Consider the following 13,216-nt stretch of genomic DNA (forward strand, 5'->3'; position numbering starts at 1 on the left):
GAGCGCCCGAGCGTTCTTATCCGAAGCGGGGGCCACTCCGTCCCGTGACCTGACGAGAGCCGTGAGGTGGTCTGCGACGCGACGGCACCACCGCCTCACGACGAGCGAGCGCTCCGTGCCGTCCGCACGCCCCCCGACGTTTTGCCCCTCGAGCGCCTTCGTGTCCCATGGCTCGACTCGAGGAGCCGCTCGATATCGGCGGCCTCACCGTTCCGAACCGGCTCTACCGCGCGCCTCTCCTCGAATGTGCGGGCAACGGAGCCGATGCCGTCGACGCGCTCGTCTCGCATCTCGAACCCGCCGCGGCTGCGGGTGCCGGGCTCGTCTGTCAGGGCGCGACCATCGTCCGTGGGCCCGGTGGCTGTGCCGCACCGAACATGACGTACGTCGACGACCCGGCGTTCGTCTCGCGGCTCTCGGCGCTCACCGACGCCGTCCACGACCACGGCTCGACCATCGCCATCCAGCTCGAACACGGCGGCCTCCGGAGCATGGAGACGTGGCACGCCGGGTATCGGGAGGACCACCCCGACTACCGTCAGCTGGCGGTCTCCCCACTCCCGCCGCTCCTCGGACTCGCCGACCGGCTCGGCGTCCTCTCGTACGACCTCGACGTGCTGGCGACCGACGAGGTGTACGGCCTCGCCGCGGACTTCGGCCGCGCCGCGGGCTACGCGGTCGACGCCGGCTACGACGCGGTTCATATCGCCGGCGCGAACATGGGCATCGTCCACCAGTTCCTCTCGCCGTTCTACAACCGCCGCGACGACGAGTTCGCCGACGGCGTCCGGTTCCTGGAGGTGGTCCACGACGAGATTCGCGACCACGCCGGCGATGTTCCGCTCCTGACCAAGGTGCCTGCGGAGACGGAGGCCCCGCCGGGCGTCCCGCACATCTCCAGCCGCGAGGCGGTCCACGTCTGCCGTCGGCTCGCCGACTACGGCTACGACGCGCTCGTGCCGGTCACCGGGAGCGTGTTCTGGGACGCCAGCATCGTCCGCGGCGCGTTCCCCGACGTCGCCTGGCGCGACGAGCGGTTCCACGACGGCTACGTCGAAGCGTTCGGCGGTCGGCTCCGCGCGGGCCTCGTCGCGCTCGGGAACTGGCTGGAGTCGCTCGTCTACGACTTCGAACCCGCCTGGAACGCTGGTCTCTGCCGCGCCGTGCGCCGCGTCGTCGACGTGCCGGTCCTCGCCGAGGGCGGCATCCGAACCCGCGGAGAGATCGACCGCCTCCTCGGGACCTCCTGTGACATGGTCGGGATGGGTCGGCCGTTCTACGCCGAGCCCCGACTCCCTGCGCGCCTCCTCGATTCGCCGCCCGAGACGAGTGTCGTCTGCGCCAGTTGCAACAACTGCACCGTCCCCCAGGTGACCGGTGCAGGAGGTGTCTGCCGGACCCCAGACGTGCTCAGAGAGGCGGGACGGCTGCGGCGAGATGGCGCCTACGACGGGTCGGACGACGCCGACGACCCGAGCGGGTGACGGCGAGTAACCGGCCGCTGAGACGGGCGACCTACGGCCGAGTGGTCGGTCCAGCAGCCGTCACGTCGGGCGGAAACCCCCGAAGGTTATTAGTGGCCGAAACCGACCGAGTCGTAATGGCTCGCGACCGCTCGGGCGAGGAACCAGACGAGTTACAGTCCGTCCTCGACGCACTCGACGACGCGGACGCGAGAACCATCATTCGTGGTCTCGAAGACCCGATGACCGCGAGCGAGATCTCCGAGCGCTGTGACATCCCACTCTCGACGACGTACCGAAAACTCGACCTCCTGACCGACGCCTCGCTTCTCACTGAGGGGACGGCGATCCGGGCGGACGGCCATCACGCGACCACGTACGAGGTTTCGTTCGAGGCCGTCCGCGTGTTGCTCACCGAGGGACGAGAGTTCGAGGTCGAGATCGAAGGCGGCGAGCAGGGACCCGACGAGCGCCTCGCAGACATCTGGTCGAAGGTCCGGAGGGAAACGTAATGGTTCACACGACAGCCTCACAGACGGTCGTATCGCTCATCATCGCGGTGAAGACAGGCATCCTCGTCCTGGGTGGGCTCATCACCTACTTCAGCTATAAGGCCCACCGCCGCACCGGCGAGGAGTCGCTGCGCGCGCTGGCGCTCGGCTTCGGTATCATCACGTTCGGGGCGCTGACCGCGGGCGTGCTCGACGCCCTCCTGAACGTCTCGCTCGCCGTCGGTGTCCTCGTCGATGCGGCCCTGACGTTCCTCGGCTTCGCCGTCATCACCTACTCGCTGTACACCGACTGAGCTGGCGTGAGTGTTGCCTGTTCCGCGCAAAACCGTTAAGCTCCGTGCCCGAGTAGTTCGGGTATGTCCGATTCGGAGGAACTGGCCGACATCAGGCGAAGAAAGCGCGAGGAACTCGAACGTCGACTCGAAGGGGGCGACGCTGACGTGGACGACACGTCCGACGTGACGACGGCTCCGACGACCCCACAACAGATCGAGAGCGCGGACGACCTCGCCGAGTTCGTCGCCACACACGACGTCGTCCTCGTCGACTTCTACGCCGACTGGTGTGGCCCGTGCAAGATGCTCGAGCCGACAGTCGAGCAAGTCGCTCGCGAGACGGCCGCGGCGGTCGCGAAGGTCGACATCGACGCGCTCCAGGGGCTCGCCACACAGTACCAGGTCCGCGGCGTCCCGACCCTGCTGCTGTTCGCGGGCGGCGAACCGGCCGAGCGTGTCGTCGGCGTCCGCGACTACGGGACGCTCGCGTCGCTCGTCGCCGACTACGCTGGCTGAGGTGTCCGTTGCGTCCGGCCTAGAGTTATACACCTGACAGCTGTTCTCCGCACATGCAGTTCACCGTCGAACCGGTCGACATCGCCTCGCGGTCGCCGACAGTGCTGTTGAACGAGAGCGACGCGGCCGAACTCGGCGTGCACCCGCTCGACCGAGTCCACCTCGACCACGAGGGCGGGACGACCGTCGGCATCGTCGAACTCACCGACCAGCTCGTCCCGCCCGGCGTCGTCGGGACGACGCGTCGGCTCGATGCCGTCACAGGCCCCGTCGACGTCTCCCTGGCACCGACACCGGCGTCGGTCCGATACATCCGTAAGAAGCTCGACGACATCGAACTCGAGAGCCGCGAGTTCGAGCGAATCGTCCACGACATCACCGAAGAGCGGCTCGCTGACGTCGAACTCGGTGCCTACGTCGCTGGTGTGTACGCGAACGGCCTCTCGCTGCAGGAGACGCTGCACCTCACAGAACAGATGACGGCCGTCGGCGAGGTCATCACCTGGGACCGCGACGTCGTCGCGGACAAACACTCCATCGGGGGGGTCCCGGGCAACCGCGTCACCCCGGTACTGGTCCCGCTCGTCGCCAGTGCGGGGCTCACGATACCGAAGACGTCGTCGCGCGCCGTGACGTCGGCCGCGGGGACCGCAGACACGATGGAGGTGTTCTGCGACGTCTCTTTTACCCGCGCCGAGGTCGAACGGCTCGTCGACGAGGTCGGCGCGTGTATCGTCTGGGGGGGTGCGGTGAACCTCTCGCCGGTCGACGACAAGATCATCCGCGCGGAGACACCGCTCTCGTTGGACCCCCCTGGACAGCTCATCGCCTCGGTCCTCTCGAAGAAAAAGAGCGCGGGCTCGACCCACGTCGTCGTCGACATCCCGTACGGCGAGGGCGCGAAGATGGAGAGCCTGGCGCGCGCCCGGGAGTTCGCGACCGACATCCGTCGGGTGGGCGAACACATCGGACTGTCCGTCGAGTGTGCCATCACGCTCGGGTCACAACCCATCGGACGCGGGGTCGGACCGACGCTCGAGGCGCGCGACGTGCTCGAGACGCTCGACGGGGCGGGACCGGCCGACCTCCGACTCAAGAGCATCCGCCTCGCGGACGTGCTGTTCGAGTGCTGTGACGTCGACGCCGACGCGACCGAACTCCTCGACTCCGGCGCGGCGCTCGACCGGTTCAGGCGCATCGTCGCCGCCCAGGGCGGCGACCCGGACGTCTCGCCCGGCGACCTCTCCGCCGGGAGACACACCCGAGTCGTCCACGCCGACCGCAGTGGCATCGTCACCCACGTCGACAACCGCCTCGTGAACGACGTCGCGAGGCGGGCGGGGGCCCCGAGAGACCACGGTGCCGGCGTCGACCTCCACTGCCGCGCCGGCGACACCGTCGAAGCAGGGGAGCCGCTCTGTACCGTCCACGCCGACGTCGATGCCAAACTCGACGACGCCTCGTCGCTCATCGACCGGTCGGAGCTGATTCGCGTCCGCGGGGCGCGAGAGACGCTCGTCGAGCGCGTCTGACTCCCCGTCCAACTTTTCAGCCCCCGCGTGCTAGCCTGATACATGGACGTGCACAGGGAGGTCCACGAGACGGCTGCGGCCATCGACGCCATGGAGACACGTGGTGCCGCGGCTATCGCGGACGCGGCCGCTCGGGCCCTTCGTTCGCAGGCACGGACGAGCGACGCGGAGACGCCCGAGGCGTTTCGAGCGGAGTTACGGGCGGCGGCGCGGACCCTGTTCGAGACCCGCCCGACGGCGGTGAGCCTGCCGAACGCGCTTCGGTACGTGCTCCACGGCGCGGACGGACAGACCGTCGCGGCGCTCCGCGAGTCGGTGGAGACGACCGTCGCGGAGTTCTGCGCCCGCCTGGAGCACGCGCAGGCGGACCTCGGCGAGGTGGGCGCGAACCGGCTCCGCGACGGTGACGTCGTCATGACGCACTGTCACTCGACGGACGCGCTCGCGTGCGTCGAGGCCGCCGTCGACCAGGGCAAGGAACTGAGAGCCATCGTCAAGGAGACTCGACCCCGAAACCAGGGGCACATCACCGCGGAGGCGCTGTCCGAGTTGGGCGTCCCCGTGACGCTCATCGTCGACAGCGCGGCGCGACACTACCTGAACGACGTCGACCACGTCCTCGTCGGCGCGGACTCCATCGCCGCCGACGGGAGCGTCATCAACAAGATCGGCACCTCGGGCCTCGCGGTGAACGCCCGCGACCGGGGGACGCCCATCATGGTCGCCGCCCAGACGCTGAAGCTCCACCCGGCGACGCTCACGGGCCACACCGTCGACATCGAGACCCGGGACGTCACAGAGGTCATCGACGAGGCGACCCGGGCGAGCATCGGTGCCCCCGACGTGGTGAACCCGGCGTTCGACGTGACGCCCCCGAGATACGTCGACGCCATCGTGACCGAACGCGGCCAGTTCCCCCCGGAGAGCATCGTCACGCTGATGCGCGAACTGTTCGGCGAGGGGACGACCCGTCCGTGGGAAGAGCCGTGAGGTCGTGAGTCGCGACCGGAGGGCCGGCCAGTCGGGGTGGGGGCGCGCGGCTCCGCGGCCTCCGTGCCGCGGGGCGCTCGTGCGAGGGATGAGGACACGAGCGAACGACCGTGAGCGAGTGTCCGAAGCGGCTGGGGAGGGGGTGGGTACACCGCCCTGGCGACTCCGCCGTCGTGTTGCACCGTCGCTGGTCACGTCGGCGGCGTCATGGTCGTGTTGCACCCCCCTCGCGTGGCCACGTCTACCGCCGTAGCGGAACGGCTCACACGAACAGGAACGACGGCAGATACAGCGCGAGACAGCCGAGCGCCGCCCGGCGGCCGATGCCGCGACGCCAGTAGAACAGTCCGAGCACGAGAAGCGAGACGACGAGCATGTACGCCGCCGCCGACTGGACGGCTCCGAGGTCCGTCACGACCACGTCGGTGACGAGCGCGCCGACTCCGAGCGAGAAGACGGGGTCGGTGATGTTGCTCCCGAGAATAGACCCGACGGAGATGCCCGAATCGCCCCGGTGGGCGGCCAGTCCCGCGACGAAGACCTCCGGTGCCGTCGTCCCGAGGCCGGTGAGGATGCCGATGAGGAACTCCGACACACCGACGACACGGGCGATAGCGACTCCGTTGGTCACGAGCAGGTGTCCCCCGACGACGACCAGGGCGAGCCCACCGACGACCAGCGGTAACGCCCGCTCGGGGGGTTCGGACTCCTCGACGATCTCCTCGGCGACCTCGCTCCCGCCCTCGTTGGTGTACAGCGTGTAGACGAAGTTCACGTACGCGAGCATCATCAACACGCCCTCCGACCGCTGGACGACGCCGTCGTCGAGCGTCAGGAGCATCACGACCATCGCGAGCGTCATCGCGCCGCCGTATATCATCACGTTCCGCCGCTCGGCGACGATGGGTGAGATAAGCGCGACGATGCCGATGGCGAGCGTGATCTGCGCCGTTTCGGAGCCGACGATGTTCCCGACGACGATGTCGCCCGCGCCGTACCACGCGCCGTACACCGACGTCACCATCTCCGGTACCGACGTGCCGACCGAGATGAGCGTGACGCCGATGAAGAACGGCGAGATTCCGTAGAACTTGGCGACTTCGGCCGCGGCCGTCACGGCGCGGTCCGACCCGACGACGAGTGCCGCGAGGCCGACGACGAACAGGGCGAGTTCGACCAGCATCGTCCGTCGAGACGCCGCTCCGTGGGAAAGGTCTTACCCGTCCGACACGTCCGGTGCGAGTCGCTCTCGAACGCTCCTGAACGCCGACCCGTCACCGCCGACCACGTCCGCGACGGCGGCCGCGGCACCGAGTAGCCACTGCGCGCGCTCGACGCGCGATTCGAGGTCGCCCGGCCCGATGCGGTACTCCTCGACGAGGGCGTCCGTCGACGCGCCGTCGGCCCACTCGAGCAGGATGCGGGCGGTCTTCACCGCCTCGAGCCACCGCTCGAACCGGTCGGTCGCGCCCATGTCGGTGGTGAGTTCGGCCGCGTGGCGCCGGGCGAACTGGTACATCGCCGCCCGCTCGCGATTTCCGAGGTAGGTGCCGTGCATGTCCGGCGTGTCGCAGACGACCTCGAGCGCGGTGAGGCCGGTGACGGTCTCCATCCCCCGCATCGTCTCGATGCCACTGACGACGCGCGCGCCGGTCTGCGGCGCGATGTACTGGCGGGAGACGGCCTCGCCGAGCGTCGTCGCCGTCAGCGTCTCCGCACCCTCCCCGTTCTGGGCGGCGAGCATCTCCCACTCGACCAGGTCGTCGACCACGCTCTCGACGAGGCCAGCGAGGCCTTCCTCGGGCCGGTCGTGCGCGTAGAACGTGGCGTCGAGCAGGTCGAGTATCCCTCCCTGGGAGTCGGCGAAGCCCGAGGCGACGATGGCGAGGACGTGGGTCCGGAGCGCCTCCCGGTCGGCCAGTTGGGACTCGACGGCCTCCGGTTCCGCGCCGACGTATCGGTCTTCCAGTTCCGCCCGTCCGTCCTCGTCGTCGGCGACCAGCACCGCCTCGCCGTAAGGGTCGAGGTGCGGTCGACCCGCCCGCCCGCACATCTGGTGGACCTCGAGGACGGGGAGCCACTCCATCCCCGACCCCGTGTAGCGTTGCTGGTCGCGGATGACGACCCGCCGCGCGGGGACGTTCACCCCGGCGGCGAGCGTCGGCGTCGCGCAGATGCACTTCAGCGCTCGGTCCCGGAAGGCGTTCTCGACGAGAGCGCGGTGTTCGGCGCGGAGGCCGGCGTGGTGGAACGCGACGCCGCCCTCGACGCACTCGGCGAGTCGCCGCCCCGTGTCGGCCCGGCCGGCGTCTCGAACCTCCTCGCCGAGTTCGTCCGCCGCGGCGGCCGCCCCGACGCCGGCCTCGGCCAGGCGTGCCGCGAGCGTTTCCGCCTCGCGGCGCGAGCGCACGAACGCGAGGCACTGGCCGCCGTCGTCGATGGCCCCGCGGACGAGTTCGACCGTCGCCGCCGTCCCCGCGTCCTCGTCCCCATCCCCGTCTCCGTCCGTGTCGACCGCGACCGGCAGGGTCGAGCCGTCGTCGAAGTCGACGCGTCCCTCGGCGTAGACGCCGGTGCGGAGGTCGACGGGACGCCACCGGCTCCGGACGAGTTCGGCCCCGAGCCAGTCGGCGATCTCGTCGGGGTTGTCGACCGTCGCCGACAGCGCCACGATCTGGACGTCGGGGGCGCGGCGGCCGAGCGTCGCCATGGTCACTTCGAGTGTCGGCCCTCTGCCTTTGGAGCCGAGGAGGTGGACCTCGTCGACGACGACGCAGGCGAGGTCGTCGACCCAGGACGCCCCGCTTCTGATGGCGGAGTCGACCTTCTCGGCCGTGGCGACGACGACGTCGTACGCGCCGAGTTCCGCCGTCGAATCGAGGTCGCCCGTGGAGATGCCGACCTCGACGCCGGGGAGGTCGGAGAACGTCTCGTACTTCTCGCGGGCGAGCGCGCGGAGCGGGACGATGTACAGCGCCGGGCCGCCAGAGGTGAGCATCGCGAGCTCGGCGATGAACGTCTTTCCGCTCGCGGTGGGGACGGCGACGACGACGTTCTCGCCGCGGGTGATGCCCGCGTCGACGGCCGCCGCCTGCGGCGGATAGAGGTCGGTGATACCCGCGGCCTCGTAGTGGGCGACGAGGTCGTCGGCGAGCGGCAGGTCACGAACGCGCATTCGTTCGTTTCTGGGGCCGTTCCGGTATAAAAGTCTCCGCGCCAGTCAGTCGTCACCGTCCCGTTCGGCACGACGGGCGTCGTCGCGCCTCAGATGAGGTCGGCCGCGGCGAGGCGGTCGACGGCCTCGCGGAGGCGGTCCTCGCTCGCGGCGTAGGAGATGCGGGCGTAGCCGGGCGCGCCGAACGCGCTGCCGGGCACGGTGGCGACCTGCGCCTGTTCGAGCGCGTCCTCACACCACTGCTGGTCGTCGCCGTCGGGTGCGAACTTCGGCATCATGTAGAACGCGCCGTCGGGGTACGGCACCTCGACGTCGTGTTCGTCGAACAGTTCGAGGAGCATGTCACGGCGCTCGCGGAAGGCGTCGCGCATCTCGACGACGGTGTCGTCGGTGCGCTCCGACAGCGCCTCGACGCCCGCGTGCTGGACGAAGTTGACGGCACAGGAGACGGAGTGCGAGTGGACCTTCCCCGCCTGCGAGACGAGTTCCTCGGGCGCGCAGTAGTAGCCGAGCCGCCACCCGGTCATCGAGAACGCCTTCGAGAAGCCGTTGAGGGTGATGGTGCGGTCTTCCATCCCCTCCAGCGCGCCGAGCGAGGTCGGCTCGACGTCGTAGGCGATGCGCTCGTAGATCTCGTCGGAGATGACGGCGATGTCGTGTTCGACGGCGAGGTCGCGGACGCCTTCGAGCGCCGCGTCCGTGAACACCGACCCGGTCGGGTTCGACGGGGAGTTGACGACGAGGAGTTCGGTGTCGTCGCTGACGGCCTCGGCGAGGTCGTCGAGCGCCGGTTCGAGCTGGAAGTCGTACGGGGAGAGGTCGACGCGCGAGAGGGTGCCACCCGCGAGCTTCACCATCGCCTCGTAGGAGACCCACGCGGGGTCCAGGAGGACGACCTCGTCCCCGTCGTCGACGATTGTCTGGATGACCTCGAACAGGCCCTGCTTGCCGCCGGGAGTGACGACGATGTTCTCCGACCCACAGTCGATGCCGTTGCCCTGCAGTTTCGTCGCGATGGCCTCGCGGAGTTCGGGAATCCCGTTCGAGGAGGTGTAACCCGTGTGCCCCGCGTCGATCGCGTCCTTGCCGGCCCGGACGACGTTGTCGGGCGTCGGGAAGTCGGGTTCACCGACGGAGAGGTCGACGACGTCTTTCCCCTGTGCTTCGAGTTCCGAGGCGAGGTTCGAGATGGCGAGCGTCGCGCTCGGCTCCACCCGCTCGACGCGCGCCGCGAAGTCGAATTCGTGTTCGCTCATGCTAGTGCTTCCACCATTTCCACGGCGGCGTATACCGCTTCCGCTCCTTTGTCGACGCGCTCGCGGGCTTCGGCACCGCTCATCCCCGGCCCGGAGACGCCGAACAGCACCGGCGTGTCCCGGTCGAGGCTCACCTGCGTGAGTCCCTGCGCGGCCGCGTCGGCGATGACGCGGTCGTGGTCGGTGTCGCCGGTGACGATGGCGCCCACGACGGCCACGGCGTCGACGTCGTCGCGCCGGGCGAGACGGTCCGCCGCGAGCGGGGTGTCGTAGCTCCCCGGCACCGAGAGCGTCTCGACGATTTCCGCCTCGTGCTCGGCGGCGGCCTCTCTCGCGCGCGTCTCCATCGGTCCCGTCACCGATTCGTTGAACTTCGCGACGACCAGTCCCAGTCGAGTCATATCGGTGGGTCCGCCGGGGTGGTAAAAGAGGTGTCGTCCCGGGCCCGTCTCCGCCGTCCGTCCTGGCGACGCTCAGGGCTTGACGAGGATTTTCACCTGGTCGCTCTCGGGGTCGAGCAGCGACTCGAAGCCCTCGTCGATGATGTCGTCGAGGTCGATTCGCGCGGTGATGAGGGGGTCGACGTCCAGCGTGCCGTCCGCGAGCATGTCGATGACCATCCCGTACTCCTCGCCCGACCGTGGCCCGCCGAGGTACGCCAACGTCCCCTGTATCGAGCGCTCGCCGGTGACGATGCCGAGCGGGTGTGCGCTCGCTTCCTCCTCGAAGATGCTGACGATGGTGGTCGTCCCCTGCGGCCGGGTGGCCTGGATGGACTGCTTGTACGTCGCCTCGATGCCGGCGACCTCGAACGCGTTGTCGACACCGCCACCGGTGAGGTCGTGTATCTCCTCGACCGCGTCCACCTCCGTCGGGTCGACGAGGTGGGTCGCACCGGACTCCGTCGCCAGTTCCCGGCGGGCCTTCCGGGGTTCGGAGACGATGATGTCGCCCGCACCCGCGGCGCGGAGCGACTGGATGACCGAGAGGCCGATGGGGCCGCTGCCGAACACGGCGACCGAGTCGCCGGCCTGGACACCCGCGCGGCGGACCGCGTGCAGGCCGACGGCCAGCGGTTCGACGAGCGCCCCGTGTTCGATGGGGACCCCCTCGGCGAGCGGGACCGCCTGGTGTTCGGCCACGACCACGTTCTCGGAGAACCCACCGTCGGCGGCGAGACCGACGAAGTTGATGTCCGCACAGATGTGGTAGTTGCCCTCGGCGCACTGGCGGCACTCGCCGCAGTGGAGGATGGGGTTGATAGCGACCGCGTCACCCTCGTCGAGCGACTCGACGCCGTCGCCGACTTCGCTCACCACGCCGCTGAACTCGTGGCCCATCGTGATGGGCATCTGCTTGCCCGAGAGCGGGTGGGGTGCCTCGCCCGGAATGAAGATGGGACCTGCGGCGTACTCGTGCAGGTCCGTCCCGCAGATGCCACAGGTCTCCACGTCGACCCGCACCTGCCCCCGTCCAACTGTCGCGGGTTCGACGTCTTCGACTCTCACGTCCTTCTGACCGTAGTAAACTGCTGCGCGCATTACGACAGCAGGTACCACGCACCAAATGATAAATGATTATTATTCATATCTGTCCAGTGTGCCCTGACGAGAACGGGGCCGCACCGAACTCGCACGACGGACCCGTGACGGAACACACGGCTCGACGCGTCCGTGACGGAACACAAGAGTTGTAACCTGCGGGTGCCCGACTACCACCCATGCGTACCGACGAGGGGCCGCTCGCCTCGAGAACCTTCCTCGCCCTCCTGGGACTCTCCCTCCTCGCCCTCCTCCTCCGCGTCGTCTCGCTCGGCGGCCGCGTGATGCACTGGGACGAGGGACGCGTCGGCTACTGGATTCTCCGCTATCAGGAGACGGGGATTCACTCGTACCGCCCCATCGTCCACGGTCCGTTCCTCCCCATCGTCAACGACTACCTCTTCGCCGTCGTCCCCGCCTCTGACTTCGCCGCTCGGCTCCCCGTTGCGGTGGTCGGCGGACTCTTGCCGCTGGCCGCGTGGCTGTTCCGTGACTACCTCGACGACGACGAGGTCGTCGCGCTCGGCGCGCTGTTCGCGCTCAATCCGCTTCTCGTGTACTACTCGCGCTTCATGCGCAACGACGTCCTCGTCGCCGCGTTCTCCGTCGTCGCCCTCGGCTTCCTCCTCAGACTGCTGGTGACCCGCCGCCTCCCGTATCTGGTCGGGGCCGGTGCCTCCATGGGGCTGGCGTTCACCACGAAGGAGAACGCCCTGCTCTACGTCCTCTGTTTCCTCGGTGCCGGCGCGCTCCTCCTCGACCACCGACTCGTCCGCGAGGCGCGGGCAGGTACCCGGTTGAGCGACGTCTTCGCCGAGACGTGGCCCACCGCCGCCTACCGGTGGGTCCGCGGCGAGGAGGGGACGTTCGAGCGCGGCCTCGCCCGAGTCGGCCTCGCCGCCGTCGGGGCCCTCGCGGCGTTCTTCGTCGTCGTCGTCTTCTTCTACGCCCCGCGCCCGGACCTCTGGACCGCGCTGTCGAACCCGGCGTCGCTGCCCGGCGTGGTCGAGGCCAGTACGGTCGAACCCGCAGAACGGCTCTACGGCACCTGGATCGACGGCGGTCACCAGGACAACCCGTACCTCCCGTTCCTGCACGACTATCTGGAGACGCTCGTCTACGGCGCGCCGGTGGTCCTCGTGTTCGGCCTCGTCGGGTCGGTGGTCGACCGCTACTCGCCCGTCGACCCGGGCTTTCGGCCGCTCGTCGCCTTCGCGGTCTACTGGGGGCTCGCGAGCGTCGTCGGCTACCCGCTCGCGACGGACATCGAAGCCCCGTGGGCGGTTGTCCACGCCGTCGTTCCCTTCGCGATTCCCGCCGCGGTCGGCCTCGCGTTCGCCTTCCGCGCCGGCCTCGACGCGCTCGGCGACGACGACCGGGTCTCGACCGGCCTCGCCGCGCTCGTGCTCCTCGCCGCCCTCGGCGGGACGATGGGGGCGAACGCGGCGTACTGGAACTCCACCGAGGAGGCGGACAAGGCAGTCCTCCAGTGGGCTCAGCCCGGGAACGACCTCCGCGAATCCGTCGTGGAGATGCGGGCGGTCGTCGAGGCCAACGAGGGGACGGACGTCCTCTTCTACGGGACGACGACACCCGGCGGCGACTCCGTCGAACTGTACGTCTCCGACGAGTCCTCCGCCGACACGCCACCGCCGGGTGGCCCTGCCTGGCACTCGCGGCTCCCGCTCCCGTGGTACCTCGAACTGTCCGACGCGGAGGTGACCTCGACCGCGCCCGAGACGCCGCCCGAGGAGGCGCTCGCGGACGCGCCGCCGGTCGTCATCGCACACGACTGGGACCGCTCCGAGGTCGAACCGCACCTCGAGGGGTACACGGCCCGCGAGCACGCGTTCAAGCTCTGGGGTGAACACATCGTGGTCTTCGTCGACCAGGACGCCCTCCGGCGCGCGACGAGCTAACCCGCGCCTCGTCGGACCACACGTCCGTGTCTATCTC

At 69.4% G+C, this 13,216-nt stretch carries 12 protein-coding genes; 7 read left to right on the forward strand and 5 right to left on the reverse strand.

The genetic code is table 11. From position 1 onward, the window contains the following. Positions 1–167 precede the first annotated feature (167 nt). From E6N53_RS01260 to E6N53_RS01285, 6 genes are all read left to right on the forward strand, one after another. Positions 168–1,484 (forward strand): oxidoreductase, encoded by a 1,317-nt coding sequence (locus E6N53_RS01260; protein WP_142856278.1) that lies wholly within the window; start codon positions 168–170, stop codon positions 1,482–1,484. A gap of 116 nt (positions 1,485–1,600) precedes the next feature. Then, positions 1,601–1,975, forward strand: a complete 375-nt coding sequence (locus tag E6N53_RS01265; protein ID WP_136588656.1) for a winged helix-turn-helix domain-containing protein — start codon at positions 1,601–1,603, stop codon at positions 1,973–1,975. After that, entirely contained in the window at positions 1,975–2,268 is a 294-nt protein-coding gene (locus E6N53_RS01270; RefSeq protein ID WP_136588657.1) for a DUF7521 family protein, read from the forward strand. The genes E6N53_RS01265 and E6N53_RS01270 overlap by 1 nt, the downstream gene beginning before the upstream one ends. Before the next feature lie 63 nt (positions 2,269–2,331). Further along, positions 2,332–2,766, forward strand: coding sequence for a thioredoxin (gene trxA, locus E6N53_RS01275; RefSeq protein WP_142856280.1), 435 nt, complete (start codon positions 2,332–2,334; stop codon positions 2,764–2,766). A gap of 53 nt (positions 2,767–2,819) precedes the next feature. Further along, positions 2,820–4,298, forward strand: coding sequence for an AMP phosphorylase (locus tag E6N53_RS01280; protein ID WP_142856282.1), 1,479 nt, complete (start codon positions 2,820–2,822; stop codon positions 4,296–4,298). 42 nt (positions 4,299–4,340) lie between these two features. After that, entirely contained in the window at positions 4,341–5,288 is a 948-nt protein-coding gene (locus E6N53_RS01285) for a ribose 1,5-bisphosphate isomerase (RefSeq protein WP_142856284.1), read from the forward strand. Between the two features lie 262 nt (positions 5,289–5,550). Here the strand turns inward: E6N53_RS01285 and E6N53_RS01290 are convergent, their stop codons facing one another. From E6N53_RS01290 to E6N53_RS01310, 5 genes are all read right to left on the reverse strand, one after another. Continuing rightward, entirely contained in the window at positions 5,551–6,471 is a 921-nt protein-coding gene (locus E6N53_RS01290; RefSeq protein WP_136602178.1) for a sodium:calcium antiporter, read from the reverse strand. A 33-nt stretch (positions 6,472–6,504) separates the two neighbouring features. Next, positions 6,505–8,463, reverse strand: coding sequence for a DEAD/DEAH box helicase (locus E6N53_RS01295; RefSeq protein ID WP_142856286.1), 1,959 nt, complete (start codon positions 8,461–8,463; stop codon positions 6,505–6,507). Between the two features lie 89 nt (positions 8,464–8,552). Then, positions 8,553–9,719, reverse strand: coding sequence for a pyridoxal phosphate-dependent aminotransferase (locus E6N53_RS01300; RefSeq protein ID WP_142856288.1), 1,167 nt, complete (start codon positions 9,717–9,719; stop codon positions 8,553–8,555). After that, positions 9,716–10,120, reverse strand: coding sequence for a 6,7-dimethyl-8-ribityllumazine synthase (gene ribH / locus E6N53_RS01305; protein WP_142856291.1), 405 nt, complete (start codon positions 10,118–10,120; stop codon positions 9,716–9,718). The genes E6N53_RS01300 and ribH overlap by 4 nt, the downstream gene beginning before the upstream one ends. A gap of 72 nt (positions 10,121–10,192) precedes the next feature. Beyond that, on the reverse strand, positions 10,193–11,260 hold the full coding sequence (locus E6N53_RS01310) for a 2,3-butanediol dehydrogenase (RefSeq protein ID WP_142856293.1): 1,068 nt from the start codon (positions 11,258–11,260) through the stop codon (positions 10,193–10,195). 179 nt (positions 11,261–11,439) lie between these two features. On the opposite strand from E6N53_RS01310, the gene E6N53_RS01315 reads away from it, so the two are divergent. Further along, positions 11,440–13,179 (forward strand): flippase activity-associated protein Agl23, encoded by a 1,740-nt coding sequence (locus tag E6N53_RS01315; RefSeq protein ID WP_142856295.1) that lies wholly within the window; start codon positions 11,440–11,442, stop codon positions 13,177–13,179. Positions 13,180–13,216 lie beyond the last annotated feature (37 nt).

The sequence above is a fragment of the Salinigranum halophilum genome (assembly GCF_007004735.1).
GTDB lineage: Archaea > Halobacteriota > Halobacteria > Halobacteriales > Haloferacaceae > Salinigranum > Salinigranum halophilum.

Coding starts and splice junctions, on each gene's coding strand:
- E6N53_RS01310 (WP_142856293.1), bottom strand. CDS start 11,260: ATGCGCGCAGCAGTTTACTACGGTCAGAAGGACGTGAGAGTCGAAGAC.
- E6N53_RS01315 (WP_142856295.1), top strand. CDS start 11,440: ATGCGTACCGACGAGGGGCCGCTCGCCTCGAGAACCTTCCTCGCCCTC.
- ribH (WP_142856291.1), bottom strand. CDS start 10,120: ATGACTCGACTGGGACTGGTCGTCGCGAAGTTCAACGAATCGGTGACG.
- E6N53_RS01260 (WP_142856278.1), top strand. CDS start 168: ATGGCTCGACTCGAGGAGCCGCTCGATATCGGCGGCCTCACCGTTCCG.
- E6N53_RS01295 (WP_142856286.1), bottom strand. CDS start 8,463: ATGCGCGTTCGTGACCTGCCGCTCGCCGACGACCTCGTCGCCCACTAC.
- E6N53_RS01270 (WP_136588657.1), top strand. CDS start 1,975: ATGGTTCACACGACAGCCTCACAGACGGTCGTATCGCTCATCATCGCG.
- E6N53_RS01300 (WP_142856288.1), bottom strand. CDS start 9,719: ATGAGCGAACACGAATTCGACTTCGCGGCGCGCGTCGAGCGGGTGGAG.
- E6N53_RS01265 (WP_136588656.1), top strand. CDS start 1,601: ATGGCTCGCGACCGCTCGGGCGAGGAACCAGACGAGTTACAGTCCGTC.
- trxA (WP_142856280.1), top strand. CDS start 2,332: ATGTCCGATTCGGAGGAACTGGCCGACATCAGGCGAAGAAAGCGCGAG.
- E6N53_RS01280 (WP_142856282.1), top strand. CDS start 2,820: ATGCAGTTCACCGTCGAACCGGTCGACATCGCCTCGCGGTCGCCGACA.
- E6N53_RS01290 (WP_136602178.1), bottom strand. CDS start 6,471: ATGCTGGTCGAACTCGCCCTGTTCGTCGTCGGCCTCGCGGCACTCGTC.
- E6N53_RS01285 (WP_142856284.1), top strand. CDS start 4,341: ATGGACGTGCACAGGGAGGTCCACGAGACGGCTGCGGCCATCGACGCC.